The organism is Paraburkholderia sp. IMGN_8, from assembly GCF_038050405.1.
GTDB lineage: Bacteria > Pseudomonadota > Gammaproteobacteria > Burkholderiales > Burkholderiaceae > Paraburkholderia.
Genome location: NZ_CP150901.1, coordinates 590,768 through 616,596 on the forward strand (window position 1 = coordinate 590,768; position 25,829 = coordinate 616,596).

Annotated in this window: 25 protein-coding genes and 2 pseudogenes; 11 read left to right on the top strand and 16 right to left on the bottom strand. The window is 61.5% G+C overall.

The window, feature by feature from the left end; all coding sequences use genetic code 11:
• Positions 1–217: 217 nt before the first annotated feature.
• Entirely contained in the window at positions 218–661 is a 444-nt protein-coding gene (locus WN982_RS23920; protein ID WP_341318143.1) for a PaaI family thioesterase, read from the bottom strand.
• A gap of 125 nt (positions 662–786) precedes the next feature.
• Positions 787–1,728 carry a LysR substrate-binding domain-containing protein gene (locus WN982_RS23925; protein ID WP_341319396.1) on the bottom strand — a complete coding sequence of 314 codons (942 nt, stop codon included), beginning with the start codon at positions 1,726–1,728 and terminating at the stop codon, positions 787–789.
• A gap of 80 nt (positions 1,729–1,808) precedes the next feature.
• Here WN982_RS23925 and WN982_RS23930 point away from each other — a divergent pair, with 80 nt between their 5' ends.
• The 5 genes and pseudogenes from WN982_RS23930 to WN982_RS23950 all read left to right on the top strand — a co-directional run bounded on the left by WN982_RS23930 (position 1,809) and on the right by WN982_RS23950 (position 7,731).
• Entirely contained in the window at positions 1,809–2,207 is a 399-nt protein-coding gene (locus tag WN982_RS23930; RefSeq protein WP_115105462.1) for a nuclear transport factor 2 family protein, read from the top strand.
• A gap of 65 nt (positions 2,208–2,272) precedes the next feature.
• Positions 2,273–2,499 (top strand): annotated as a pseudogene (locus WN982_RS23935) (transposase zinc-binding domain-containing protein); the annotation flags it as partial.
• Positions 2,500–3,264: 765 nt separating this feature from the next.
• Positions 3,265–4,491 carry a hypothetical protein gene (locus tag WN982_RS23940; protein WP_341318144.1) on the top strand — a complete coding sequence of 409 codons (1,227 nt, stop codon included), beginning with the start codon at positions 3,265–3,267 and terminating at the stop codon, positions 4,489–4,491.
• Between the two features lie 183 nt (positions 4,492–4,674).
• On the top strand, positions 4,675–6,657 hold the full coding sequence (gene acs / locus WN982_RS23945; protein WP_341318145.1) for an acetate--CoA ligase: 1,983 nt from the start codon (positions 4,675–4,677) through the stop codon (positions 6,655–6,657).
• Positions 6,658–6,816: 159 nt separating this feature from the next.
• A complete protein-coding gene (locus WN982_RS23950; RefSeq protein WP_341318146.1) occupies positions 6,817–7,731 on the top strand; it encodes a LysR family transcriptional regulator in 915 nt (304 codons plus the stop codon).
• A 21-nt stretch (positions 7,732–7,752) separates the two neighbouring features.
• Here the strand turns inward: WN982_RS23950 and mdcH are convergent, their stop codons facing one another.
• The 9 genes from mdcH to WN982_RS23995 form a co-directional block, all read right to left on the bottom strand.
• Entirely contained in the window at positions 7,753–8,682 is a 930-nt protein-coding gene (gene mdcH, locus WN982_RS23955; protein ID WP_341318147.1) for a malonate decarboxylase subunit epsilon, read from the bottom strand.
• 122 nt (positions 8,683–8,804) lie between these two features.
• Entirely contained in the window at positions 8,805–9,572 is a 768-nt protein-coding gene (gene madM, locus WN982_RS23960; RefSeq protein ID WP_341318148.1) for a malonate transporter subunit MadM, read from the bottom strand.
• Between the two features lie 14 nt (positions 9,573–9,586).
• Entirely contained in the window at positions 9,587–9,982 is a 396-nt protein-coding gene (gene madL, locus WN982_RS23965; protein ID WP_341318149.1) for a malonate transporter subunit MadL, read from the bottom strand.
• Positions 9,983–10,073: 91 nt separating this feature from the next.
• Positions 10,074–10,901, bottom strand: a complete 828-nt coding sequence (gene mdcE, locus WN982_RS23970) for a biotin-independent malonate decarboxylase subunit gamma (protein WP_341318150.1) — start codon at positions 10,899–10,901, stop codon at positions 10,074–10,076.
• A complete protein-coding gene (locus WN982_RS23975) occupies positions 10,898–11,749 on the bottom strand; it encodes a biotin-independent malonate decarboxylase subunit beta (RefSeq protein ID WP_341318151.1) in 852 nt (283 codons plus the stop codon). Before WN982_RS23975 ends, mdcE begins: the two co-directional genes overlap by 4 nt.
• Positions 11,750–11,754: 5 nt before the next feature.
• Positions 11,755–12,063, bottom strand: a complete 309-nt coding sequence (locus WN982_RS23980; protein ID WP_341318152.1) for a malonate decarboxylase subunit delta — start codon at positions 12,061–12,063, stop codon at positions 11,755–11,757.
• A gap of 8 nt (positions 12,064–12,071) precedes the next feature.
• On the bottom strand, positions 12,072–12,980 hold the full coding sequence (locus WN982_RS23985; RefSeq protein ID WP_341318153.1) for a triphosphoribosyl-dephospho-CoA synthase: 909 nt from the start codon (positions 12,978–12,980) through the stop codon (positions 12,072–12,074).
• Positions 12,980–14,635, bottom strand: a complete 1,656-nt coding sequence (mdcA, locus tag WN982_RS23990) for a malonate decarboxylase subunit alpha (protein WP_341318154.1) — start codon at positions 14,633–14,635, stop codon at positions 12,980–12,982. The genes WN982_RS23985 and mdcA overlap by 1 nt, the downstream gene beginning before the upstream one ends.
• A 300-nt stretch (positions 14,636–14,935) precedes the next feature.
• Positions 14,936–15,697 carry a sensor histidine kinase gene (locus WN982_RS23995; protein ID WP_341318155.1) on the bottom strand — a complete coding sequence of 254 codons (762 nt, stop codon included), beginning with the start codon at positions 15,695–15,697 and terminating at the stop codon, positions 14,936–14,938.
• A 298-nt stretch (positions 15,698–15,995) separates the two neighbouring features.
• Between WN982_RS23995 and WN982_RS24000 the strand changes: the two are divergent.
• A pseudogene (locus WN982_RS24000) lies at positions 15,996–16,258 on the top strand (transposase); the annotation flags it as partial.
• 47 nt (positions 16,259–16,305) lie between these two features.
• Here WN982_RS24000 and WN982_RS24005 read toward each other — a convergent pair.
• The 3 genes from WN982_RS24005 to WN982_RS24015 form a co-directional block, all read right to left on the bottom strand.
• Complete coding sequence (locus WN982_RS24005) at positions 16,306–17,628, bottom strand: SUMF1/EgtB/PvdO family nonheme iron enzyme (RefSeq protein ID WP_341318156.1); 1,323 nt, start codon at positions 17,626–17,628, stop codon at positions 16,306–16,308.
• A 131-nt stretch (positions 17,629–17,759) separates the two neighbouring features.
• Positions 17,760–18,416 carry a helix-turn-helix domain-containing protein gene (locus tag WN982_RS24010; protein WP_341319397.1) on the bottom strand — a complete coding sequence of 219 codons (657 nt, stop codon included), beginning with the start codon at positions 18,414–18,416 and terminating at the stop codon, positions 17,760–17,762.
• 258 nt (positions 18,417–18,674) lie between these two features.
• Positions 18,675–19,157 (bottom strand): universal stress protein, encoded by a 483-nt coding sequence (locus tag WN982_RS24015; RefSeq protein ID WP_341318157.1) that lies wholly within the window; start codon positions 19,155–19,157, stop codon positions 18,675–18,677.
• A gap of 292 nt (positions 19,158–19,449) precedes the next feature.
• On the opposite strand from WN982_RS24015, the gene WN982_RS24020 reads away from it, so the two are divergent.
• On the top strand, positions 19,450–20,139 hold the full coding sequence (locus WN982_RS24020; protein WP_341318158.1) for a FadR/GntR family transcriptional regulator: 690 nt from the start codon (positions 19,450–19,452) through the stop codon (positions 20,137–20,139).
• 66 nt (positions 20,140–20,205) lie between these two features.
• Here WN982_RS24020 and WN982_RS24025 read toward each other — a convergent pair whose 3' ends face one another.
• Entirely contained in the window at positions 20,206–20,799 is a 594-nt protein-coding gene (locus WN982_RS24025) for an acyl-homoserine-lactone synthase (protein ID WP_341318159.1), read from the bottom strand.
• Between the two features lie 152 nt (positions 20,800–20,951).
• On the opposite strand from WN982_RS24025, the gene WN982_RS24030 reads away from it, so the two are divergent.
• The gene (locus WN982_RS24030) at positions 20,952–21,269 is read left to right on the top strand and encodes an XRE family transcriptional regulator (protein ID WP_341318160.1); all 318 of its coding nucleotides are present in this window, start codon (positions 20,952–20,954) and stop codon (positions 21,267–21,269) included.
• Here WN982_RS24030 and WN982_RS24035 read toward each other — a convergent pair.
• Positions 21,253–21,957, bottom strand: coding sequence for a LuxR family transcriptional regulator (locus WN982_RS24035; protein ID WP_341319398.1), 705 nt, complete (start codon positions 21,955–21,957; stop codon positions 21,253–21,255). The genes WN982_RS24030 and WN982_RS24035 overlap by 17 nt on opposite strands.
• Before the next feature lie 474 nt (positions 21,958–22,431).
• Between WN982_RS24035 and WN982_RS24040 the strand changes: the two genes are divergently transcribed.
• From WN982_RS24040 to WN982_RS24050, 3 genes are all read left to right on the top strand, one after another.
• Entirely contained in the window at positions 22,432–23,373 is a 942-nt protein-coding gene (locus WN982_RS24040) for a dihydrodipicolinate synthase family protein (protein WP_341318161.1), read from the top strand.
• A 77-nt stretch (positions 23,374–23,450) separates the two neighbouring features.
• Positions 23,451–24,389 carry an SMP-30/gluconolactonase/LRE family protein gene (locus tag WN982_RS24045; protein ID WP_341318162.1) on the top strand — a complete coding sequence of 313 codons (939 nt, stop codon included), beginning with the start codon at positions 23,451–23,453 and terminating at the stop codon, positions 24,387–24,389.
• 260 nt (positions 24,390–24,649) lie between these two features.
• The gene (locus tag WN982_RS24050) at positions 24,650–25,819 is read left to right on the top strand and encodes an extracellular solute-binding protein (RefSeq protein ID WP_341318163.1); all 1,170 of its coding nucleotides are present in this window, start codon (positions 24,650–24,652) and stop codon (positions 25,817–25,819) included.
• Positions 25,820–25,829: the final 10 nt, after the last annotated feature.

Genomic DNA, 25,829 nt, shown 5'->3' on the forward strand with positions numbered 1-25,829 from the left:
CATCGCCTGACGCTCGAGCGCGGAGGGACATGATAAAAGACTATGTCGCGCTCCCCGGATACGAAGCAACACTTTGTGTTCGCTCCTGAGACGTCGACTGAGTGCTTCGGGCCGGTATTGCACCTATCCCAACGGGCCGAGTGCGGCTCCATACCGGAGCTCATCGGAACCACCGAACTCGTCTCGCCAGGCTGCGCCGGCTGCCGTCAACCTGGTCCTACTTCTCCACCTTGTCGTGCATCACCATAATCGTTTGTTGCATCAGTGCACAAAGCACTTCATGGCCGTCCTTGACGGCGAATACCTCTGCCTGAGTGACGATTAGCGTACGACCAGGACGGACAACCTGGCCGCGGGCGATCAGGGTTTCGCCGTCGGCCGGAGCGACCAGATTCATCTTGTACTCGACGGTCAATACAGAGGCACTGGCCGGCACCGTGGTCATCGCAGCGTAGCCGCCTGCCGAATCGGCAATCATGCCCACCACACCGCCATGTACAAAGCCGTGCTGCTGCTCGACGCCGCTCCAAACAGGTAGGTGAATTTCAGTGCGGCCGTGCTCGATCACGGGCAAGGTCGCCTGGATCAGCGCCATAGCATTCTGGCGCGTGAAGCTGGCGCGGACGCGCTCGGCGAAGAGGGGGTCGGGAGTATGTGCCATAAAGAGCGATTGTATTGGTAAATTCCCCGCCATGGCGCGACGCGAGCGGCTGCGTCGCCGATGACGCGACCGACAGCACTACGGACGCATGTGGCGATTGCTTTTGTTTGGCGCACTCGCGTGAGTCATTCTTCTTGCGCCAGCCGCACGAGTATGTCGGCTAGGGCACGAATCTTCGGCTGAGCCGCGCGTTGAGATGGATATACCAGAAAGTACGACGCACTGTTTTGCACCACCTCGCGAAACGGCGTCACCAGGGAACCTGCAGCGAGTCGTTCTTTTGCCATGCGTGGATCGCCGATTGCAACCCCATGACCTTCTGCCGCGGCAGTGAGCGTCAATTCAAGCGTATCGAATACAAGTCCACGCCGGGCATTGATGTGCGTCGCCCCGACACCATCAAGCCAACCACGCCATTCCGCATAACCAGGTCCAGGATGAAGCAGCGTGGCGTCCGCTAGATCGGCGACCGATTTCAGAGACGCAGCTAATGCGGGTGTGCACATTGGCGCGAGCGTCTCGGCAAACAGCGGTACCGCTTCTACGCCCACCCACTGTCCGGTGCCACGCACGACAATGGCGTCGACATCCGGCGCGCTGAAATCCGGCATGTCGTCAGCAGATGTCGAGATGCGCAGTTCAGTGCCGCCCAGCGCATTGTTGATATCTGCCAGCCGTGGAAGCAACCAGCGAATCGCAAACGTGGACGGTAACCGCACCGTGATCACCGACGCCGCGCCATGCTGAATTGCAGAATGCTGAACGAGCTGCGTCAGCACGTGGACTGCCACCGTAAGCAGCGTGTCCCCCTCTGCGGTCAATGCCAGCCCCGACGCGTGGCGCACGAACAGCGCACATTGATAGTGCGCTTCCAGTTGCTGGATCTGCCGACTGACCGCTCCCTGCGTGCGGCACAGATGATCCGCGGCCTTACTCACGCTGCCGAGAGACGCCGCAGCGACGAACGCCTGAAACCCAGCTAGCGACGGCAGCGGGCGGGTCAGATCAGCCAGCGGGTATGTTCCGGTTGCATACCCGCCTTGCGAATATTTCGATTGTTCGGTCATTAGCGCGTCGCTATCGTGTTTCAACTAGGGGCGTGCTCGTTCGACCGGGCCGCATCTTTAACGAATTATCGGAGGTTACTGTGGTGTCGTCGCCGGAATTACTCTATACGCAGCAGGTTCGCACCTACCTCAAAGAGCTGGAGCGCGGCGACGTCGCCGCGATCTGCGCACTGTTTGCGCCGGATGCACAGATTTTCTCGCCGTTTCTCGGTTGGATGCAAGCGGCGCCGTTCTTTGCCAAGGTCAGCGAAGCGTCCGGAGAGAGCACGATTACGCCTATCGATATCTGCGTCAGCACAACGGGCGCCAGGCGTGCGACGGGTTACTTCATCTACGATTGGGTGCTGAAAGACGGTTCCGCCGTGCGCTTCGAGTGCGTCGATGTGTTCGAGTTCGACGCCAACGGGCTGGTCGAGCGCATGATAATTGTGTACGACACTTATCCGATCCGCAGCACCGTCGGCGATAAGTACGCGTAGTGTGGACCGCACATGCTCGCGCTGCATGTGCCTGAAACACATGCACAGAGGTGATTGAACCGTGACGCAGTGCCGCGCTGGGTGGACATGTGTTGCGCTGTTCCGGCTGTGCACAGGTCGAGGTCGCCTACAACTCGTGCCGCAACCGCCATTGCCCCCAGGTGCCAGGCGAGCGCCGCACGCCGCCGATCCGGGGCGTGTGGGCGCACAGACCGGTGCCACGCTCGTGCTGCATAAGTGGGGCTCGGCACTGACGCATCATCCACACTTGCATGGCATTGTCCCGGCGGGGGCCTGTCGCACTATACCTACCGCGTCGCCATCTCCAACCAGCGGCTCCTCGCGCTCGTGCACGACGCGGCTAACATACGTTGGGGTGAATCCTGAGTCCACCCCGATTCAAGCAGCGATCGAACGCGGGATAACCCCTAAGGCGCACGCCGATGACCGTCTTGCCCGTCCTGTCACGGCTTCTTCATTCACCTTAACAAGATCGTTAGCTCGGAGATAACGAATTCCCGCCGGGCGTAATTGAACCGATGCCGCTCGCACCATAGACTCGATTCAAGTTTCCAGCGAGAGTGGTATGTCCAATCAAAGTCCGTCCCATTCCGGCTCTGCCACCCGCCTTGCGGAAAAACATCGCCGACTGCCGCCCGTCGGTTCGATCACGGATGACGTGGTATTGCCGATCGACTGAATCGTGGGCGTCGTTCGAAACCTGATTTCGCCGGGCGATATGGGAGTTCGCCAGATCACAAAATGCCAGCGAATTCTTGCTACGTCAGCCTACCTGGCCTTCTCTAACGCCGCCTCGTCAGTGTCTGCTTCGGGTCACCCGTAGCGGACATATGGAAGTTGAAATTTGTCGCCGAAAAGCGGACACGTGTCGACAGCTTCGGCCATTGTCGCGGACGCCGACCGAGGAAAGCGACAGTAGTGAGCACATGGATACGTTGCATATCTCGTATCCGTAGGCAAGGTTCCGCGCTTGCTCCGGACGCGCACCGCGCGTGCGGCCATCCAGTGAGTAACGAGAATATATAGGAGATATAAGATGCACAGGTCAGCTTGGGTAAAGGCTTCGGTCGTATGCGCGGTGTTTGCGCTGGCCGGTTGTGGCGGCAACGATAAGGTGGGAACGGGACCACACTTTGTCGCCGACATTGCGGTGCCGAACGTGAAAGCGGGGGTCAATTTTTCGTTCGATATCGGCATCACGAACGGCAACCGCTACTATTTCACCGATCGCAATAACGCGGCTCTGGACGTGATAGACATTCCGACCAAGACCTTTGTCAAGGCGATCCAGGGCAGCGGGAATCTCGCATTCGCAGGTCTTGGGTCGGCGAATTCGACGTCCGGGCCCGATGGCGCAACGCCGGTCGGCAGCCTCATCTATACCGGTGACGTCAACTCCGTGAAAATCGTCGACCCTGCTGCGGGCGCCGTGCTCACCAACATCCCTGTCAGCGCCACCGGCGTGCGGGCGGACGAAGGTTGCCTCGACTCGACGCACGGCGTTTTCATGATCTCCAGTCCCGAAGAGCCGACGCCATTCGCGACTTTCATCAGCACCACTACGCAAAGTGTGATCGCGAAAGTCACCTTCACGGACGCGGCCGGTCAACCCACCGCGGGGCTGGAGGCGTGCGTGTACGACGCGGCGAGCGACAACTTCTATGTCAACGTCGATGGAAGTACTGCAAATCCGCATGGCGAACTGGTCAAGCTGCCCGGCGCGGCGATTCGCGCGATACCGTCTGGGACGACGCAGAATTACGCGGCCCTTTCGGGTGTAGCGATGTACCCGGAAGGCAATTGCGATCCGACCGGTCTCGCGCTGGGGCCGGGCACCGACATCGCCGTTGGGTGCCGCGAGGCGACTACAGGCTCACCACTGTTGATGCAAATCTTCAATCGGGCAAGCGGCGCGCTCGTCGCTTCACTTAACGCGGGCGGCGGCGATCAACTCGAATACGACGCCGCGACGAACCGATACTACAACGCGACAAGCCGGTGGACTGCATCGGGCAACGCTTCGACGAACGGAACGTGCAGCGCGGCCTCGCCGTGCACACCGATGCTCACGATCGTCGACGCTGGCTCGCGCAGCGTTGCGGCGCGGCTTAACACCGGCAACAATGCGCATTCGGTCGCGATTGATCCCGCAACTGGGCTCGTCTTTGTTCCCTACTCTTCTGCCACCGCGCCGGCTGGTTGTCCGGGCTGTGCATCGAACGGGTTTGTCAACGGAGGGGTATCTGTGTTTGCCGCCCGATAGCAGCACGGCAAGCGGGCGATCGATATAGCCGGGGCTGGCGTGCTATCAAGCGTCCAGATCCCGGCCACCTGAGGTTGCCCGGAACGCAATGTGTGTCGGCGGCTCAAGCCAGGCTGCAGCGGCGGGAGTCGGAGCCCTTTTTGTCGAGGAAACACCCACATGAAGCCATTCGGAGGAGAGAACTTGCCCGACATCGAATCAATGACGCGAGAGAGCCGCGTTTTCAACGTACCCGATGCGTTTTCAAAGGGGGCGACAATCCCAGGTATGGAACATTACGATGCGCTCTGCGCCGAAGCCGAACGGGATTATGAAGGATTCTGGGCCCGCCTCGCCCGGACCAATCTGTTGTGGTCGAAGCCGTTCACCGAAGTTCTTGATGAAAGCAACGCGCCGTTATATCGATGGTTTGGCGACGGCCAGCTCAATGCGTCATACAACTGTCTGGATCGCAACCTCGACAACGGGAACGGCGACAAGTTGGCCATCCTGTTCGAGGCCGATGACGGCACCCTGACGAGCGTCACGTACCGTGAGTTGCATGCCAGAGTCTGCCGCTTCGCGAACGCGCTCAAGGACCTTGGCGTCGCCAGGGGCGATCGTGTCGTCATCTATCTGCCGATGTCCATCGAAGGTGTAGTGGCGATGCAGGCTTGCGCGCGTATCGGAGCGACGCATTCGGTGGTATTCGGTGGCTTTTCCGCGAAGGCGCTACAGGAGCGTGTCTCGGATCTCGGTGCAGTAGTGCTTGTCACGGCAGATGAACAGATGCGGGCGGGGAAAGCGCTCCCGCTTAAAGCGATTGCGGATGAGGCGATCGAACTGGGAGGTTGCGAATCCGTGCGTCACATGGTCGTTTACCGGCGAACGGGCGGCAGGATCAGGTGGACAGAAAATCGTGACCGCTGGATGCACGAAATTTCGGCAGACCAGTCCGATATCTGCGACGCCGAACCGGTAGACGCCGAGCACCCTCTCTTTGTGCTGTACACCTCCGGATCCACAGGGCGGCCCAAGGGTGTGCAGCACAGCACGGCCGGCTACCTTCTGTGGGCTATGCTCACGATGAAATGGACCTTCGACATCAAGGCCGACGACGTGTTCTGGTGTACCGCCGATATCGGCTGGATCACAGGGCATACCTATATCGCGTACGGGCCGCTCGCAGCGGGCGCGACGCAAGTGATGTTCGAAGGCGTGCCAACTTACCCGGACGCGGGTCGCTTCTGGGAAATGATCGCGCGCCACAAGGTAAGTGTTTTTTATACCGCGCCCACAGCTATCCGGTCACTGATCAAGGCGGCGGAAGCGGATGCCGAAGTCCATCCTGCGGGCTATAACCTCGCGAGCTTGAGACTACTGGGCACCGTCGGCGAACCGATCAGCCCTGATACGTGGATGTGGTACTACCATCACGTCGGTGGGGACCGCTGCCCGATAGTCGATACATTCTGGCAGACCGAAACGGGGGGGCACATGATTGCGCCTTTGCCGGGCGCCACCCCGCTCGTTCCAGGTTCGTGCACGCTTCCGTTGCCGGGCATCATGGCGTCGGTTGTCGATGAAACCGGGCAGGTGTTGCCCAACGGCAGCGGCGGCCTCCTCGCCATCAAGCGCCCATGGCCGTCGATGATCCGTACGATCTGGGCTGATACCGAACGGTTCAGGCAGAGTTATTTCCCGGCGGAACTTGGAGGGGACGTGTATCTCGCCGGGGATGGGGCGATCCGCGACAAGGACAGCGGATATTTCACCATCACAGGACGCATCGACGATGTGCTCAACGTCTCCGGCCACCGGATGGGTACGATGGAGATCGAGTCCGCGCTGGTCGCTCATCCCATGGTCGCCGAGGCGGCTGTGGTGGGGCGCTCTGACGAAGTGACCGGGGAAGCCATCTGCGCCTTCGTGGTACTCAAGCTTGAATGCCCGTCCGGCTCGGAAGCGCGGCAACTCGCCACGGAATTGCGTAAGTGGGTTGGCACGGAGATCGGACCCATTGCCAAACCGAAGGACATCCGGTTCGGCGACAATTTGCCGAAGACGCGCTCGGGAAAGATCATGAGACGATTACTGCGTTCCCTGGCAAAAGGCGAAAAGATCACGCAGGATGTCTCGACCCTCGAGAATCCGTCCATTCTGGACCAACTGGGCGAGGCGTTCTAGTGGATGTGTTGGAGAAGAAAATGTGATTCCCGCCTCGAAGACCTGTCATTGTCTTCATGGGTGGACACAAGGTCTCACTGAAGCATGCGGGATTAACGCTATATGTCAGAAGCGGAGACGAGCCGATAATCGTCGAATCAGATCATTTAACAGTTCAAGATGCGCGACCGAATCGACGACGAAATCACCTTTCGCAAGCTGGAAGTGCTGCTCGCATTCATGGACACCGGCAATCTGTCGAAGGCAGCGGAGGCTCTGAATGTGAGCACGGTCAGCGTGCACCGGGCGCTGCATTCGCTCGAACAAGGCGTGCGGTGTGCGCTGTTCCGGCACGAGGGCCGCAACCTGAAGTCGACGGAAGCCGCTCAAATGCTTGCCGATGTAGCACAGGAGGTGATCACGCTGATGTCCGATGGCATTCGCGCGACGCGTGAGGCCGCGGGTTACTCGTCGCATCGTCTGAAGATTGGCTCCCTGTATTCGCTGACCATCAAGACAGTGCCCGGCATCGTCATCGATATCAAGGTGCGGCGGCCGACGCTTCAGGTCGAGCTCGTGCTTGGGCCGAATGCCGAACTGTTGGAGAAGTTGAAGCTGGGCGTCATCGATGCCGCCCTGATGGCGGTGCCCGACGCCGAGCCTGAAGTGGAATCCATTCCGCTGTTCGAAGATGACATCTTTTTCGCAGCGCCCGCCGGATCGCCCTACGCTAATCAAGAAGCAGTCGATTTGAGGGACTGTCGCAACGAGACATTCGTTTCGCTAGGCGAGGGCTTCGCGACGTATCACGGCTTTCTGGAGGCGTTTCGCGTCGCGGACTTCACTCCGAACGTCACCATGAGAGTCGGCGATATATTTTCGCTGATGAACCTTGTGAGCGGCGGGGTCGGTTATACGCTTTTGCCGGGGCGTGTACGCGGTGTATTCGGCGACAAGGTGCAATTCATTCCGCTGCAGCCGCGATACCTGATGCGCCAGACCATTGGCGTGAGCTTCCTGCGTGCACGCGAACGGGATCCGAACCTGCTCGCGCTCATGGCCGTCTGCCGCCTTCGCACGAGAAGCGTCGACTGACCGCCACTCCTCAGGCTGCCATTACTGGCGTACCTGTTCCCGCTCAATGAGCGTGCCAAGGTCCGGAAGTGAAGTTGCGCTGCATACCGCGATCCCCTCCGTGAAAATCGCGCTGTTCAGCCGGGTCAGCATGCTGGATGGCGGCATCTCGATCGCGAGGCGCGCGCCTCGTTCCCACGCGAGCCTCACTGTATCGTCCCAGCGCACCTGCCGCGCCATGTTGCCTGCAAGATCGGCCGCGATGCGCGGGCCATCGAAAAGCGGGCGTGCAATGCTGCTGCTCAGGTACACAAGGCGAGGCGCGCTCACGGAGACCTGGCCGAAGGCATCGGCGAGCGCAGTCGCGGACGCGTCGAGCAAGGTGCAATGCGAAGGGACCGCCACGTCGAGACGCTCACAGCGTTGCGCCCCGTGCTCACCCGCGAGTGTTGCGAGGCGTTGCATGGCGGCATCGCTGCCCGCGACCACCATCTGCGTCCGGGCGTTGATGTTTGCCAGAAAGACCGGCATGGCCGGGCTGTTCACTTCCGCGATCAATCGTTCGAGCGCGCGCTGCGTCATGCCGACGATCGCGGTCATGCCGTAGCCGTGCGGGAAAGCTTGTTCCATCAACTGGCCGCGCAACGCGACGAGCCTGACGGCATCGGCGTAGGGCAGAGCGCCCGCGACCACGGCGGCTGGATAGGCGCCGATCGAAAGGCCCGTGACCATATCGGGTGTATGGCCGAAGGCGCTGATGACGCGCGCCTGGGCGACGCCCGCGATCAGCAGGCAAAGCTGGACCGCGACGGTGGAGCGCAGCGAGTTCGTGTCGTCGAGCGACAGGGCGTCGTAGCCCAGCGCGTCGCTGGCTTCTTCCAGTGCATGAGCAACCTCGGCGTGATCCGGCAACGCGTGCAGCATGCCGCTGCGCTGCGCGCCCTGGCCGGGGAACGTGAATAGCACGCTCACGATGCGCCGGCGGCCCACGGGCCCGCTGCCTGCAGGGAGTCGTGCGGCTGGAGCAGGCCGTCGACGGTTTCGGGGATAGACAAGCGATTCTCCTTCACGCCGCACATGCGAGGCTCCGCGTTTCAGGTACCCATCAGCGCTTTCGTCGCGAAGAACAGTACCGACGGTCCGAGCAGGCAGCCGACGCCCGTGTGAAACGTTGCGATCAGCGCGCCGTAGGGGACGAGGCGCCGGTCGGTCGCGGCGAGCCCTGCGCTCACGCCGCTGACGGTGCCCGCCAGTCCGCCAAAAATCATCGCGGAGCGCGGCGTCTTCAGTCCCATGAAGCCTGCTGCGAGCGGCGTGCCGATCATCACGATAATTGCCTTGATCAGCCCTGCGGCGATGCTGAGCGCCATCACATCGGAACTGGCGCCGATCGCGGCTCCCGTCACCGGTCCCACGATGTAGGTGACCGCTCCCGCACCGATGGTGGTCATACTGACCGCGTCGGTGTAGCCGAATGCGTGAGCGATGCTCGCACCGACGATGAACGGCAATACGGTTCCGAGCAGCAGTGACACTACGCCGATAAGCCCGGCCTTGCGCGCCTCGGTGGCCTGCACCTCGAACGCTGTCGCGACGATGGCGAAGTCCCGCAGCATCGCTCCACCCATCAGGCCGACGCCTGTGAAGAGCGGCAGGTCGGCGAGACCTTTTTGTCCTCCGGTGAATACACCGCCAACATAGGCCAGCGCGAGGCCTATCACGATAGCGATGGCCGAGCCGTGCACGCGCCCGAACGTCAGCTTGCGCGAAATAAGCGACGACACCCACATGATGAGACCGACCAGCGCAAACGAGGCAACAAGGCCGTTCTGGATCAATACTTTATCGAGCATATGGAACATGACGCACTCCTGCTTCAGATTTCTTCAAGTTGCGGAGCGTTCACGAACGACGTGCTGTCGTGACCGGTGCGGGAAAGAATGGCGATGCAGCATGCGCAGAGGGCTGCGGCGCCCAATGCCGAAAGGAGCGCGACCGGACCGCCCTTGAGTGCGGCAACGACGTTCTGGTTGGCGGCCATGGCGACCACCACGGGGATATACATCGCGCCCCAGAAGCCCACGCCCGCTTCGGTTTCCTGCGGCAGCAGCGCCTTCTTGTGCAGATAGAGACGCAGGAAAATCAGCAGCAGCATGGCGATGCCGACGCCGCCGACATTCGTCTTCACGCCGATCGCGACCCCGAGCAGGTCGCCGAGAAAGAGTCCCGCCAGATGGCAGAACGCGAGCAGTGCAGTTCCATAGATGATCATGTTGCGTCTCCTGTAGTAGCTTTATCGGCTCGATGTCGGCCGGATTTGTTTGCGCCGGGGGCGGCGCTTCAACACTGGTATCGCTGCGTGTTCAGCGCCATTGCTCGCGCAGCTTCTGACGCACCTTCACCGAGGCCGCGCGGTGTACGCTGCCGAGCCGGCCGCCCAGGCCGCGCGACGGGTCGGCGCGGATGTCGTCGAGTGCGGCTTGCAGCGTCTGTTCCACGATGGATTGATCGGCGAGCGTCGGTGCATCGGCGTTGCTCACGCTGAGCAGTTTCCACAGCAATCCGAGCGAGGCGTAACTGTCGATGTCATAGGCCATCGGCGGCACGCGGGCCGTGAATGCTTCGAGATCGGCAACCGAGCGCAGCGTGACCCGCGCGGCGGATTCCTTGCCCATCGCGTGAACCATGACCTGCGAATCCGCAAGTGCTACCAGGCGGTTCGCCTGATAGCCGTGCGCGAGAAAGGCACCGGACATCGCACGCCCCACGATCAGACCGATCACCGGATGGCCGGCGAGGCGCGCGCTCGCGTAGGCATCGGCGGCGCCGGCCAGGGCCTGATGGATGCCATAGGCTTCCTCCCGTCGGCCATACGCCTGGCTCGCGACGTCAATGACCGCGACAATCGCGCGCTTCTCGCGGCGCTTGTCGTCCTGTTGAGCATCGGCATCGACAACTTCGCGCACCGCCCGGGCGATCTCCCATGCTTCGACGAGACCGATCTCGCCGCTGCGTGCACGCGGGAAGGGATTATCGGGGTCCGGCACCACGGCAATGAAGCGCGCCGGATGGTCGCCCAGCCGTGCGTCGGCGACACGCACCGAGGGCCGGTAGTTCGGTTGCAACGGCGTGCTGAAAGTAAGCGCATCCAGCCAGACGGCGCCGCGCTTCGAAAACTCGCCCGTGTTCATGACTGGAACCCCTTGCCGTAGATGGCGACCACATTTTCCGGGCTGCTCTGCTCGCTCGGATCGATTTCGGAAAGCCGTTGCAGAAAACCCGCGACACGTTCGCTGCGGCACGCTTCGGGACGCCCCGCGCGGAAGCGTTCGATTACAGCGGTCCGGACCGCATCGGCGTCGTCGCCGACGTACACATCGACCAGACCCGTGCGATACCGTTGTTCGCCACCCGTGAAGCTCCAGATCATCGGACGGTCGCGTGAGTCGAATTCCGTGATCCCCGCTTCCTGCTCGATGACGGCCGGTCCGTTAAGACCGAGGCGTGCTTCGCGGGTCGCAATCAGATAGCTGCACAGGCCGGCTGCGATCGACATGCCGCCATAGCAGCCGATCGGGCCCGCCGTGATTCCGATTACCGGCTGATAGCGCCGCAAATCGACGATGGCCGCGTGGATCTCCGCGATCGCCGCGAGCCCGAGGTTCGCCTCCTGCAACCGGACGCCGCCGGTTTCGAAGAGAATGACGGCGCGCGTCGGGATGCCGTTGCGGTTATCTTCGGCAGCGAGTTCGAGGCTGCCGGCGATCTTCGCCGCCGATACTTCGCCCATGCTGCCGCCCTGGAAGCCGCCATCGATGCCGAGCACGACGGCGGGCAGTCCGTCGATGGATCCTCTGGCGACTACGGTGCCGTCGTCGGCCTGGGTCACGATGCCCTGGCGCGCAAGCCATGGTGAGCTCACGCGCTCGAACGAATCAAGCAGTTCGCTGAAGGTACCTTCGTCGAGCAGCTTCTTCGCGCGGCTGCGCGCATTGAGTTCAATGAAGCTTTCACGCGCGAGCAGTTCCTGTGCATCCATGTTCTTCACGCTCCACCGGTTTGAGTCAGTGCTTCGAACACCTGCCCGACACGCATGCGCACGACGCCTGGCGTCGCGCCGAAATCGTTGATTTCGAGCTTTGCGGCAGGCAACGAGCCGTCACTAAAGATGCGCTCGAGCACGGCTTCCCAGACGCGGCTCATGCCATCCACCGAAGTGGTGATGTTCACGACAGTGCGGTTCCCGTCATTCGTTTCGAGCAGTACTTCGAGGTCCCCGGACGCGACGACCCCTGCAAGTGCGCGGCCTCGGGCGGGGGAGCCCGCAGGGAAATCAAGGACGATGGTTTCCATTTGCTTTCCTATGCCTTCGTCGTGTGAGGGGCTTCGTTTTGAAGCCTGTCGAGAAAGAGTGCGGCGGCGAGCAGATCGGCCGCACCGCCGGGTGACACATGAAGTTCGACGAGCCGCCGGTCCAGTGCCTTCAGCTGACGGCGGCCCGCAAGCACGGCGGCTCCTCCGTGCTCCAGTACGCGTCGTGCTCCGCCTTGCGTCTCGGCGAGGGCGCTGCGTCCGCCTCGTGCGAGCACACAGGTGTCGTCGAGACTCGCCATAACGGCGAGCAGTGCGTTCAGCCGGGCTGCCGTTTCACTGTCGCCTCGGAGGCGCGAACTGGCGAGTTCCGGCAGGGCAACCTCAACCACGTGCGGAAAGCCTGACTGCGCCTGACCACGTGCGCCGCCGACGTCATAGTCGAAACACGCCTGCTCGCCCTTGTGACCGGTCGCCGTGGGCGCGTGGCGGTCGGGCAGACGCGCGATCGATCCGGCGCGCGAGGCAACGCCATGGGGCGTGAGATCCGTGGGCTCGCGCGCCGCTGCGGTCACGAGCAGCCCGAGCGCCCAGATCGCGCCGCGATGGGTATTGACGCCACCCGTCGCGTGCAGCATCCGGATTTCGCCGACGCGTCCGATCGCACCGATGCGCTCGCGAAGCGCCAGCATCGGCCGGGTTTCGATGGCTGCGCGCGCCAGGTCCACAAAGGTCGGCTCCAACGCATGGGCCGACGTGCACATCAGGTTCCAGTCGAGGTCGTCGTGCGCGCCGCGGCTGCGAATATCGACGAGACCGGGCTTCGGCGCGAGCGTAACTTCCTCGATGAGTGCCGCGACCACGTGCCCACCCAGGCGTTCGGCGAGCGGGTCCAGGCCGGCGGTTTGCAGCTGCGGAAGGGGGCTCGGAGCCGAAGCCGTTGCAAGACTGTCGCGCATCACCAGCTCCTGAAGCGAGCGGGTGGGGCGTACAGCCCATCGGACCAGTCGACGAGATCCGCCATGCTCTTTGCGGCCAGCAGCGAGCGATTGGCTTCGTTGCGGTGAATGCCGAGATCCTCGGGCAGTGCGACAAAACCATCGCGACGCAGCGCCGCGAGCCTGTCTGCGCTGCTCGTCAGGCCAACCGGCGTGACACCGGCGACGGCGGCGATCATCTCCTTGCGGTGTTCAATGGAACGGGCCTTGTAGAGGTGGGCGATGCCTTCTTCCGTCAGCACATGGGTGACGTCGTCGCCATAGATCATGACCGGCGCGAGTGGCATGCCGGCTTCGCGACCCACTTCGACCGCGTCGATTGATTCGACGATGGTCGGCTGCCCACCCGCCTGGAACGTCTCGACCATCTGGACGACCAGCTTGCGGCCACGTTCGAGCGGGCTGTCGGTTTGCAGCAGATCGAGCCAGGCGGGCGACGCGTGGCGGCGGCCGTGCGGATCGTGTCCCATGTTCGGTGCGCCGCCGAAGCCGGTCAGCCGACCGTGCGTCACCGTCGAAGAGTTGCCGAGACCATCCATCTGCAGGGTTGAGCCGATGAACATGTCGACTGCGTATTGCCCCGCGAGCTGGCACAGCGCGCGATTGGAACGCATCGACCCGTCCCGGCCCGTGAAGAAGATGTCCGGGCGTTCCGCGACATAGGCTTCCATGCCCAGTTCGCCGCCGAAGCAGTGCACGCTCTCGACCCAGCCGGTTTCGATTGCCGGAATCAAGGTCGGGTGTGGGTTCAAGGTCCAGTGTTTGCAGATCTTGCCCTTGAGGCCGAGCTTTTCGCCGTAGGTCGGAAGGATCAGTTCGATTGCCGCTGTGTTGAAACCGATGCCGTGATTGAGTGACTGCACCTGATGCCGCTCGTAGATGCCGCGAATCGCCATCATTGCCATCAGCACTTGGATCGGCGTGATGAGACGCGGATCGCGTGTGAAAAGCGGTTCGATGAAAAACGGCTTGTCGGACTGAACCACGAAGTCGATCCACGAACCGGGGATATCCACACGCGGCAGGTCCTTCGGATCGTCGACGATTTCATTGACCTGCGCGATCACGATGCCGTCACGAAACGCAGCGGCTTCGACGAGCGCGGGCGTATCTTCGGTGCTCGGGCCGGTGTAGAGATTGCCTTGTCGGTCGGCCTTGTAGCCGGCCACGAGTACGACGTTGGGCGTCAGATCAACATAGAGCCGCGCGTACAGTTCGATGTAGGTATGGATCGCGCCGATTTCGAGAATGCCGTCTTGAAGGAACTGCGAGATGCGCAGGCTTTGCGTGCCGGCATAGGCGAAGTCGAGCTTTCTGGCAATGCCGCGCTCGAAGAGATCCAGATGTTCGGCGCGGCTCACGCTCGGGATGATCAGGTGCAGGCCGTTGACGATGCCCGGATCGACCCTGGCGAGCGAGCGTGACAGGAAATCAGCCTGTTTCTGGTTGTTGCCCTCGACGACAATCCGGTCGCCCGGCGCGATCAGGTTTTGAAGGACGTCGACGATGCGCTCGGTGGGCAATACCACGCCATCCGCAATCGATGCGACGCGCGCGAGGCGGCGATGTTTTTCCGCGCGCCGCGTGGCCCAATGGGACGGACTTTGACTGGACATGTGTGCTCTCGCTCTGGACATGAGATGAGTCTATGGAGCGAGGGGTATCGGTTCAATCACGTTCGGGGCAAGTCCGTTATCCCAAGGGTAATGATCTTGCGGGCGGAGCGCTAAAACCGTGAAAGGACTGGACGCGAGGGCTTGACCTCGTCACTTAGGGGTTTTCCCGTTCAACGTGAAAGCGCATCGTTCAGCGTATTCAGGCTGGGCATCGAATGCCCGGCACCACGCAGCGTCTCGACGAAGCGTTCGTCACGCTACGCGGCGAACTCGGCAGACAAGATCCTGATCGCGGTTCAGTCAATCTTCAGCCACGTCGATCGAGATCACAGTGCCTGTGTGCCGAGCACTTTCGATGTGCAGCTTCGCGTCGATCAACCTGGCACGTTCGACCATCCCTTGCAGGCCATACGAATATCCAGCACTGGCCTCAACCGTATCGAAGCCCCGGCCGTCATCACTGATCCTCAGTTCAACACCACTTTTGGTTCTGGATATCGTAATTTTCACCCGCGACGCGCCAGCATGGCGGGCGACGTTGGTCAACGACTCCTGCGCGATACGAAAAATTGCCGTCGCACGCGCGTCCGAAAACCGCGGTTCTGCACCCCGAACGTGGAGGTGACAGGGAATCCGGGTGTGACGCCTGAAATCATCGACGAGCCATTCGAGCGCTGACGCGAGACCAAAATTCAGCGCGACCGGCCTCAGATGGCTGGCAACGTTACGCACGATCTGGATGGTCTTGTCAACCAGCGCCCGCATCTCGTCGACCTTGTGCATCGCAGCCGAATCATTGGCAAGCTGCATCTCGAGCAAGGATACGTTCATTTTCAATGCTGTCAGCATTTGACCGAGTTCATCGTGAACTTCCATCGCGATGTGCTTTCTTTCCGCCTCGCGCACCGCCTCCATATGCGCGGACAACTGGCGCAACTGTTCGCGCGACTCCAGCAGTTCGAGTTCGGTGTGTTTGCGCTCGTCGGCCTTCAGTTCGAACTGGTTTCGATGGCCTCGCAGCTTGGCCACTACATGCTTGCGGACAGTCACATCGGTCAGCAAGCCTACGCGATCGTCGGGCGCGAGGCGGTGATGTTTTTGCTCGCTACGGGTGGCCCAGCGAGACTGAGACGGACTTTGGCTGGACATGTTTGCTCACCCTCAGGACATGGGGCGAGTCTATGGAGCGAAGGGTATCGGTTCAATCACGTTCGAGGGGGATTCGTTATCTCAAGGGTAATGTTCTTTTGATCTGATCTCTAACAGGCTGTTGAACTTGGGTCCCGTGTAAACGGGGTTTGAGCGACAGTCGTTATGGATATCGTGTTCATGATCTTTGGCAGTAGATGCGATGCGCGGAATGGATGAGATGCAGGGACCCCTGTTTACAACAGTCAAGCTGGAGGATTTCGTCCCGGCGGATCACCCGCTGCGGCCGATCCGGCTGCTGGTGAATGACGCGCTGAAACGGCTCAACGGACTGTTCAGCGTGATCTATGCTGACACCGGCCGGCCCTCGATTGCACCCGAGAAACTGCTGCGTGCGCTGCTGTTGCAGTGTTTTACTCGTTGCGCAGCGAGCGCATGCCGATGGAGCAGATACGCTACAACCTGCTGTTCCGCTGTCTAAAGCGACAGCTGATTTTTTGCGTCAACTTATGCTTCATTCGTCAAGGGCGCACACACCTGAACCCCGCATAAACATACTGATAGTGCGGCTGAAACCAGTTCCGGAATGCCGGCCGCAGCATGCATCGCGCAGTGCGCGCCGAGCCGCCTTTGAGCACGTAATGCTGCCCGTCGAAGAAATTGGCGGAATAGCCGGGATAAAACGGAAACGCTTCGAAGCCCGGCAGCGCGTCGAATATCGTCGAGGTCCACTCCCAGCCATTGCCGAACTGTCCCTCGACGCCGAACGCGCTGACGTTATCCGGATACGCGTCGACCGGCTGCGGGTCCCAGCTTCGGAAATCGAAATTGCCCGACGCGGCGTGCGGCGCGCCGCACGCCGCGCGTTGCCATTGCGCCTCCGTGGGGAGTGTCTTGCCGGCCCAGCGTGCATAGGCGCTGGCTTCGGCGTGGCTGACGTACACGGGCCAATCGAGCGGCAGGGGCACCTCGTCGAACATCGTGCGTAATGTCCATGCGCCGTCCTTGCCGCGCTCGCGGTCTTCACTGCGCTGCGACCAGGAGGCGGGGTGTTCGATCTGCTCGGCTTCCTTCCACGCCCAATCCTTGTCCGACCACCACTTCGGCTCACGATAGCCTCCCGCCTCGATGAACTGGCGAAACGCGCCGTTCGTCACCATGTGGCGATCGATCTCGAAGGCGGGCATATCGACGCGCAATTCACCGAACTCGTTGTCCCAACCGAAGCGGCCACTTTCGCGCGCCATGCCGAGCACCGTCGATCCTGCCGGTACGCGGACCATCGACGCGTTGATCGCGCCGCGCTCAACGCGCGTTGTCACCGGTTCGCGCAAGTCGGCGATCTTTTGCGCGAGCGGCAACTGATGCAGCATGTACGCGAGCGTTTCGGCATGCATCAGCCGATGCTCGATCGCAACGTTCAGCAACTGCTCGGCCGCACCGCCTTGCGTACTATCGTGGCCGATACGAGCCGAGTCGCTCAGCGCACCGAGCGCACGGTCGATCTGCTCACGGGCGCGAACCCCATAGCCGCGCACGACGTCGAGCGACGGCCAGTCGCCTGGTTGATCGGTGGGAAAGCCGCCGTCGACGGGATCGATACCGAATGCGAAGAGCTGGTCGAGGTGAGGATCGAACGCCGGCAGGTCGCACAGACGCTGATCCAGCAGGTTGCGGTCGAAGGCTTCCAGATGGCCGATGTAAAACACGATCCGGTGACGCTCGCGGATCGGCCGGTCATACAGAAACTCGGGTTTGACGATGGAGAACAGTGCGTCGGTGACGTGACGCGCGTCGATCAGACGCTGGACGAGCGGGTGATGCGGGGCGGGGTCGCGATTCATTTCGCCAAGCCTCCTTGCGGGGGGACGGACTAAAGACTGTACCCGCTCGCAGGAGCCATGCCAAGGCGAAAGCGCACCGAAAAGATGTAGACGGGGACGTGGCGGCGCGGGCCAGGTCCTTCGCGCCAGGCTTAAACCTGCCGCAAGCCTTCGAGATCGACGATCCGGATGTGCTTGCCTTGCGTGTCGATCAGTCCGCGCTTTTGAAATCTTGACAGGGTGCGGCTGACGGTTTCGAGCGTCATGCCGAGGTAGCTGCCCATGTCCTCGCGCGTCATACGCAGGTTGAATTCCGCCGACGAATAGCCGCGTTGCACGTTGCGCTCCGACACGTCGAGCAGGAATGCCGCGACGCGTTCGTCCGCCGACAACGAGCCGAGCACCATCATTTGCGCGGCTTCGCGGACGATCTGTTCGCCCAGCAGTTTGTGCAGCCGTTCCTGCATCGAACTGATTTCGCGGCACAACGTTTTGAGCGCCGTGTAGGGGACGATACAAACGGTGCTGTCTTCGAGCGCCAGGGCGCTGCATGCGTGCGCGTCTTCGCTGATGCCGTCGAGGCCGAGCGCTTCGCCGGCGAGGCGCAGGCCGATAACCTGTTCCCGGCCGTCACGGTGCGCCATGACGGTTTTCATCGAACCGGAACGCACGGCGTAAAGATTGTCGAACGGGTCGCCGATCCGATACAACGCTTCGCCGCGCTGCACGGAACGCGCTGTGCAAATCAACGCTTCGAGTTTCGGCAGTTCGTCTGGAGACAAGCCTTGCGGCATGCAGAGCTGCCGCATCGAACAGCCCGAACAACGCGCGGCGCTGCGCCCGCTCGCTCGCAGCGGCGCAGCACGACGGCGGCCGCGCGCGGATGGAGTAACAGCGGAATCGACGGTAACAGCGGTAGGAGTAAGCATGTTCAGCAGCCATTTGTCGGGGTAATGACTGATTGTCCCACCGCGTACGGCCCGCGTTTCGCGGCAAAATGACGCGTTCGCGCAGCGAGGCTGCTTGCGCGATGTCACGCTCGCCCTTCCGCTTGCGGTTATGTACTGCTATGCGTCCGGTTGAGCGCCGGCTTCGCTGCTCTTGCCGGCAGCGGAGGGGATCAGCAGCACCGGCAAGCTGGCCTGGCGCACGCAGCGCTCGGCGACGCTGCCGAGAATCAGGCGCTGAAAACCGCGCCGGCCGTGCGTGCCCATCACCAGCAGGTCGGCGTTGAAAGCCGCGGCGGCTTTCAGCACCACGGTGGACACGTCGTCGAGCGACGATGCTTCACCCACCGCGAGCTCGCCTTTTACGCCTTGATCGCGCATGGCCTGCGCGAATTCCGCGCCGAGTTCCTTGCCTTGCTCGACCAGCCGGTTGCGAAGAATCGAAGGGTCATAGCCGGGCGCTTCGAAATACATCGGCGTATTTTCGACGACGTAGAACGGTTGCAGAACAGCGCCCGTGGATTTGGCGAGCGCCAGCGCTGCTTCGAACGCGCGGCGCGAGGTATGGCTGCCGTCGACCGCTACGAGGATGCGTGTGTACATATCAACTCCGCGTCTGAAGGATTCGGGTGCCGCGGCCATTGCGCACGACCGCGTCCATTGACGATCTATTACCCATGCGAGCTTAAATGATTGCTGAAAAAGGTGCATCCTGGGCAGGATGTCAATCAAACACTTGTCAAATTGTGTTGCTTCGATTGATTGCTCGACAAGTACCGCGCAGCAAGCGTTTCCGGCCCTGCGCATCAGTCTGAAACGCTTGCGCGAAATCAAGATAGCTCTGGGTTTGCCTTACAATCAAAGCCTATTCAGACAAGCTGGCTCAGCACCGCTGATGAACGAGCGCAAAACGACAGCCTTGCCCGACAAGATCTACGGCGACATCCTCAATCGGATTCTCGAAGGCGAGTACAAGGAAGGCGACCGGCTGCCTACCGAGCACGCGCTAGCCGAGCGCTTCGAGACCTCGCGGCCGACCGTACGCGAGGCGCTCGCGCGGCTGCGGGCGGACGGCATCATCATGACCCGGCACGGTTCCGGCACCACGGTCGCGCGACGGCCCGATCCGGACGTGCGCCGCTTCGCGCCGCTCGAAACGCTGTCCGACATCCGCCGCTGCTATGAATTTCGCATCGTGACCGAAGCGGGCGCCGCCGAACAGGCCGCGCTCAAAGCCGACACCGGCGACATCGCCTCGATCGAGCGCGCGTGGGACGAGCTGGAACGCATCATCGAAACCAAGGGCATCGGTGCAAAAGACGATTTCATGTTCCATCTGGCGGTGGCGCGCGCGTCGAAGAATCCGTTTTTCATCACGGTGATGTCGTTCATCGAAGAACAGATTCTGTTCAGCATGAATTTGTCGCGCAATCTGTCGCTCGTGAAGACTGTGGAGCGGCAGCGGCTCGTGCAGGCCGAGCATCTGGCGGTGCTCGAGGCGATCCGTCGCAAGGACGGTCCGGCCGCCGGTCAGGCGATGCGAGCGCACCTCGAAAATGCGCTCGACCGGATGTTCGGTTCCTGAACTTCGCCACACGCCGATACCGGGCCGCCGCATTCGCGATCCGGTATCGGCCCGGGTTTCTTGTGGCTACGCCGCCACGGCCATCGGCCCGAACAGGGCAGTGCGGGTTTTCGGGCTGACCGCGATATCCAGCGCTACTGCGCGCTCCACGCCGATCTGCAACGGCGAGCCGAGCCGGCTGATCTCGATGCCGGTTTTGCGCAGCAACCGCTCGATCGGGGTGGTGGTGACCGTGACGTAGCGCGTGATGCCCATCCGGTCGGCGAACGTCACGAGCTCGTGAATCGCCTGCATCGTGAGGTCGGCAAAACCGAACGACTGTTCTTCACCGCCGGTTTCGATCGCAAACCGGCTCAATTCCCAGATATGCCGCCCGACCGGCGCCGCCGCGCCGTGCAGCAACTGCGGGAAAGTGTCCTTCAGCATGTTCGGGCCCTCGGTAGGCATCAGGCGCCAACAGCCGCGCACTTGGTGGTCGCCGCCCTGAATCAGCATGTAGTGCGGCCCGAGCGCGTCGTAGCCGTCGATTTCCATGCCCGCGATGGTCGGGATGTCCCACCCGAGCCGTCCGTGAAATACCCGAGCCCGCAGGCGGTACATCTCGTTGATGTCTGCGTTGTCGAATTCCTGCCGCATTCCAATCCGGATTGCTGTTTGCATGACGTTCTCCTGAACGTGTTGGGTTACCCAATACGCAAGAAAACTTATGCATTTTGAATCGTTCTGCCACCTACCTACCTGGATAGGTGTGCATGCTTATCGGGTAAAGCAGAATTGAGATAAGCATCAGCAATCAACCGACAGGACACGACATGGAACTTCTCGAAAATCACTGGCAACCGCAAACCGGCATCCAGCCCCGCCCTGCGGAACCGTCGTCAGCGGTGGATCGCGTTCTGATCATTGCCTACCGCAAGAAGAAAAAAGAGAGCCAGCGCCGCTTCTGGGCGCGCTTCGGCGTAACGCAGTCGCGCGGCAGCCGGTTCGAATCGGGCGCCGAAATCCCGGCGCCGGTGTCGATCCTGCTGGGCCTTTATTTCACCAAGACCGTTTCCGACGCCGATCTCGGCCGGGCCGAGCGGGTGCTGCACAGCCGCGACGCCGCCGCCTTGTTCAACCCGGGTCAATAAGTCCAAGCTGCGCGGCGATGACGGCCGCCGCGCGCCGCGAATTCACACCGAATTTCGTCCTGATGTTTTTCATGTGGAAGTTCACGACAGCTTCCGAACAGCTCAGGATATGGGAAATTTCCCAGGTGGATTTGCCGCGCGCGGTCCATTTCAGGCATTCGCGTTCGCGCGGCGTGAGCTTGGGCAACAAGGTCTGGGTGTGCGTATTCAAATGGCGCTGGCTGGTGTCGATCACCAGATCGCGCAGTAGCACGAGATTCGGCAGGGCTACGTCGACATGGCGCCAGAATGCCTCGGTCGGATTGCTGTCATTGACAAAGCACATCATGCCGGCCTCCTGGTTCGGCCCATGGATCGGCAACGTCACCCCGGCACGCAAGCCGTGCGAGCGGGCTTCCTCATACATCGATTGCTGCGGGGCGGTCGTAAAAATATCCGGCGACCAGATCAGCGGCGTTGCGCGCGTCGCGCAATGCGCGACAGTCGGGTCGATGTGCACGAGCCCCTGCTCGTCATACGTGCGGCGCCACGTCGGCGCATAGGTGCTGCGCACATAGGCGTCTTCGAGGCGAATGGTCGGGCGCGGCAGCATGGCGATCAAGATCCGATCGAAACCCCATGTCTCGGCAAGCCCCGCGATGACGCCGAACCATTCCGCCTCGTCCGCGGCGTTCAGTAACGGAGCCATCTGCTCGATAAAGTGTAGCGGCAATTTAACTCTCTCAGATCGCAAACTACCCGTTGCGGTTAATTGCGGGACGGCCTTCCGTCCAGCTGTTTTATCGCCACAATCTATCACTAAAAATTACTTTGCAAATCCGGCCTGGATTTCGAAAGAAACGGCAGCAGCGCGGGTTGCGCGAAGGAGCGCACGATTTGCTCTTTATATCGGATTTTTTCGGTTCCGTTGCTATAAACACAGGAATATAACGGTTAATTTTTCGCGGCTTGGCGCTCAGTCGATTTCGATTGGCAAGATACATTTTCAATCACACGGGCAATCACAGCACTTACGGGAATTCGGAAAAAAAGACTTAATTTGGTTTGGTCAGGAAATTAATGCTGGATTCTAAGCAGGTCGCAAACGTTTTCAAAGTTGTTTGATGCCTATCCGGGCCAGGTGCTACCTTAAACGTCGAACCCCGTTCCCGTTTGAGGCGTCATGAACGATTCTCCGATCCTCGACAGCGAGTTCGCCGCTTCGGTCATGGCGGTGCCGCCGCTCGCACGCCGCGCCGATTACACGCTGGATGCAGTTGAGAATCGCACACTGATCCGCCACATCGAGGCTGGTGGCGTGCACACCCTGTTGTACGGCGGCAACGCGAATCTTTATCACACCGCCGTCAGCGAATATCGGGACTTGCTGGACCAACTGGCCGACAGCGCCGGCCCTGCCACACGCGTGATCCCGGCAATCGGCCCGGACTACGGGAAGATGCTCGATCAGGCGCGCATTCTCGCGCAAACCCGTTATCGAACCGCGATGGTGTTGCCGCTCGGCGGCTTTACGACATCCGAAGGCGTCGCGGCGGGACTGACGCGCATCGTCGACGCGGCGGGCATGCCGCTCACGCTGTACATTAAGAGCGAAAGCTATGTTGAGGTGGAGACGCTGGCGCGTCTGATCGAGCGCGGCACGCTGCTGGCCGTGAAATACGCGATCGTTCGCGAAAATCCGGCGGACGATCCCTATCTGCACCGTTTGCTGCAAAGCGTGCCGGCTACCAAAGTGGTGTCGGGCATGGGCGAGCGGCCGGCGCTCGTCCATTTGCGCGAGTTCGGTCTTGCCGCCTGGACCACGGGCTCCGGATGTATCGCGCCGCACATGGTCATGGCTCTTCTGCACGCTGTCAAAACCGGAAATCATGTCGAGGCCCAGCGTCTTTACGACGCGTTCATGCCGCTCGAAACCCTGCGCGGCGAAATCTCGCTGATTCGCGTGTTGCACGACGCGGTCACGTTCTCGAAGATCGCCGACATGGGGCCGATCCTGCCGCTGCTCAGTTCGACGCCGCCCGAACATCATGCGAAGATCGGCCATGCGGCGCAGGCATTGCTCGCGTTGGAGCGTCAGTTCGCGGGGCCGTCCGCGGCGCGTTGACGGCGCATTCGCCTCGCTCAACGAGCAGAGCTTCAACCCGCTTCCGCCTGCAACCTTCAATCACCCAAAGCACAAGCATGAGCGATAACAGCCGACGCTATCCCGATCCCGCCATCCATATTCTCGATCCGCGCTTCAAGGCGCTGACCCTCGCGTCCGCTTCGGTCGAATGTCTGTATCAGGGCGCGCGCTGGTCGGAAGGGCCGGTCTGGTTCGGCGATGGCCGCTATCTGCTGTGGAGCGACATTCCCAACGACCGCATCCTGCGCTGGGATGAGCCGAGCGGCACGGTCACGACGTTTCGTCAGTCGTCGAACAATGCGAACGGCAACACGCGCGATCGCACGGGGCGCCTCGTCACATGCGAGCACTTGACGCGGCGTGTGACGCGCACTGAATACGACGGCTCGATTACCGTGCTCGCCGATCGTTATCGCGGCAAGCGCTTCAATTCGCCGAATGACGTGATCGTGAAATCGGACGGCTCGATCTGGTTCAGCGATCCGACCTTCGGCATCGACAGCTTCTATGAGGGCGAGCGGCAGGAGTCGGAACTGACCGCGTGCGTTTATCGTATCGACGGGCAAACCGGCGAAGTCACGGTGGTCGCCGATGACGTGCTCGGACCGAACGGGCTCGCGTTTTCGCCGGACGAGTCCGTGCTGTACGTGGTTGAATCGCGAGGCGAGCCGCGCAAGATTCGCGCGTTCGATGTCGGCGGCAATGGCAGCGCGCTCTCGAACAACCGCGTGCTGATCGACGCCGGGCCGGGCACGCCGGACGGCTTTCGCGTCGATATCCACGGCAATCTGTGGTGCGGCTGGGGCATGGGCCACGATGATCTCGACGGTGTGCGCGTGTTCACGCCGCAAGGCGAGTTGATCGGCCACATCGCCTTGCCGGAGCGCTGCGCGAACGTCTGTTTCGGCGGGCGGCATCGCAACCGGCTGTTCATGGCGGCAAGCCATGGGTTGTATTCGCTTTATGTGAACACGCAGGGGATGCAGGGCGGGTGAACACCCAGTCGAGTTTGAAGTTGCCTAACAACTGCTAATTCAAGTCGCCATCCGGCCTCGGGTTTGCCCTTGGTTAGACCAAAAAAATCATTGAAAGATAAAGACTTGCGGCATAAGTAGCGGATTTTCCGAGCAGCACCGTACGACCATTAATTTGCTTGACATCGGCAGTTGGGCTTCGCTATGTTGCATTGATAGAAAGACACCGCCAGCACCGCATTCGACCGGCGGACTTCCATACGAAGAAGCGAGGAGACGCAATGACTGTTTCTGGCAGATTGGCGCTCAGGCTGGTGTCCGTATATCTCGCGGCGAGCGCCGCCTTTGCATCCGCAGCGCACGCGGCCGATCCGGTAACGCTCAACATCGTCGACGTGGCCGGCGATCTTCAGCTCACGCAAAAGGGCTTCGAGGCGTTCAAGGCGAAGTATCCAAACCTTATCGCCAACTTCACGTTCACGAACGCGCCGGCGCCGCAACTGCCCGGCAAGATCAAGGCGATGCAGGCCGCGGGCCGCTCCGACATCGACCTCGTGCTGACCGGCACCGACGCATTAGCCGCCGGCATCGAACAGAACCTGTGGATGAAGTTGCTTCCCGGCAATGCGGCGGCATTCCCCGGTGTGCTCGACAGATACGCGCCGGGTCCGCGCAAGATGCAGGATCTCGCGCAAGGCTTCGGCCTCGAAGTCGCGTATATGCCGGCCGGCCCGCTGATCGAATACAACCCCGCCAAAGTCAGCGATCCGCCAAAGACGCCCGAGCAATTGCTGCAATGGTGCAAGGCGCATCCGGACAAGCTGATCTACGCACGCCCGGCGAATTCGGGTCCGGGCCGCACGTTCCTGATGGGGCTGCCGTACGTGCTCGGCGATAAAGATCCGCAAGACCCGATTCACGGTTGGGACAAGACGTGGGCTTTCCTCAAGCAACTGAACGATTGCATTCCTTACTATCCGGGTGGCACCTCGGCGGTGATGAAAGAACTCGGCGAGGGCACGCGCGACATGACCGTGACGGTGACCGGCTGGGACATCAATCCGCGCGCGCTCGGCATCGTGCCGGAGGAATTCCGCGTACAGGCATTCGACAACATGACGTGGGTGAACGACGCGCACTACATGGTGATTCCAAAGGGCGTGCCAAAGGAAAAGCTCGACGTGCTCTACAAGCTGATGAACTTCATGCTCGAACCGGCACAGCAGGCGATGACCTATGACGATGGTTACTTCTATCCCGGTCCCGCGATCAAGGGCGTGAGCGTCGAACAGGCGCCGGCGCACAGCCAGGATGTGCTGAAGAAGTACGGGCGGCCCGAGTACGCGAAGCTGCTGGCCGAGCGTCCGCATGTATTGCCGCTGAACGCCACTGCGATGGTCGCGGCTTTCAGGAAGTGGGACAGCGAGGTCGGCGCGCAGAAGACCAAGTAGTCGGCCACGT

Coding starts and splice junctions, on each gene's coding strand:
- WN982_RS23940 (WP_341318144.1), top strand. CDS start 3,265: ATGCACAGGTCAGCTTGGGTAAAGGCTTCGGTCGTATGCGCGGTGTTT.
- WN982_RS23950 (WP_341318146.1), top strand. CDS start 6,817: ATGCGCGACCGAATCGACGACGAAATCACCTTTCGCAAGCTGGAAGTG.
- WN982_RS24030 (WP_341318160.1), top strand. CDS start 20,952: ATGGAACTTCTCGAAAATCACTGGCAACCGCAAACCGGCATCCAGCCC.
- WN982_RS24015 (WP_341318157.1), bottom strand. CDS start 19,157: ATGTACACACGCATCCTCGTAGCGGTCGACGGCAGCCATACCTCGCGC.
- WN982_RS24040 (WP_341318161.1), top strand. CDS start 22,432: ATGAACGATTCTCCGATCCTCGACAGCGAGTTCGCCGCTTCGGTCATG.
- WN982_RS24035 (WP_341319398.1), bottom strand. CDS start 21,957: ATGGCTCCGTTACTGAACGCCGCGGACGAGGCGGAATGGTTCGGCGTC.
- WN982_RS24020 (WP_341318158.1), top strand. CDS start 19,450: ATGAACGAGCGCAAAACGACAGCCTTGCCCGACAAGATCTACGGCGAC.
- WN982_RS23980 (WP_341318152.1), bottom strand. CDS start 12,063: ATGGAAACCATCGTCCTTGATTTCCCTGCGGGCTCCCCCGCCCGAGGC.
- mdcA (WP_341318154.1), bottom strand. CDS start 14,635: ATGTCCAGTCAAAGTCCGTCCCATTGGGCCACGCGGCGCGCGGAAAAA.
- WN982_RS24045 (WP_341318162.1), top strand. CDS start 23,451: ATGAGCGATAACAGCCGACGCTATCCCGATCCCGCCATCCATATTCTC.
- WN982_RS24025 (WP_341318159.1), bottom strand. CDS start 20,799: ATGCAAACAGCAATCCGGATTGGAATGCGGCAGGAATTCGACAACGCA.
- WN982_RS23975 (WP_341318151.1), bottom strand. CDS start 11,749: ATGGATGCACAGGAACTGCTCGCGCGTGAAAGCTTCATTGAACTCAAT.
- WN982_RS23925 (WP_341319396.1), bottom strand. CDS start 1,728: ATGACCGAACAATCGAAATATTCGCAAGGCGGGTATGCAACCGGAACA.
- WN982_RS23920 (WP_341318143.1), bottom strand. CDS start 661: ATGGCACATACTCCCGACCCCCTCTTCGCCGAGCGCGTCCGCGCCAGC.
- madL (WP_341318149.1), bottom strand. CDS start 9,982: ATGATCATCTATGGAACTGCACTGCTCGCGTTCTGCCATCTGGCGGGA.
- WN982_RS23985 (WP_341318153.1), bottom strand. CDS start 12,980: ATGCGCGACAGTCTTGCAACGGCTTCGGCTCCGAGCCCCCTTCCGCAG.
- WN982_RS24010 (WP_341319397.1), bottom strand. CDS start 18,416: ATGCGGCAGCTCTGCATGCCGCAAGGCTTGTCTCCAGACGAACTGCCG.
- WN982_RS24005 (WP_341318156.1), bottom strand. CDS start 17,628: ATGAATCGCGACCCCGCCCCGCATCACCCGCTCGTCCAGCGTCTGATC.
- WN982_RS24050 (WP_341318163.1), top strand. CDS start 24,650: ATGACTGTTTCTGGCAGATTGGCGCTCAGGCTGGTGTCCGTATATCTC.
- madM (WP_341318148.1), bottom strand. CDS start 9,572: ATGTTCCATATGCTCGATAAAGTATTGATCCAGAACGGCCTTGTTGCC.
- mdcE (WP_341318150.1), bottom strand. CDS start 10,901: ATGAACACGGGCGAGTTTTCGAAGCGCGGCGCCGTCTGGCTGGATGCG.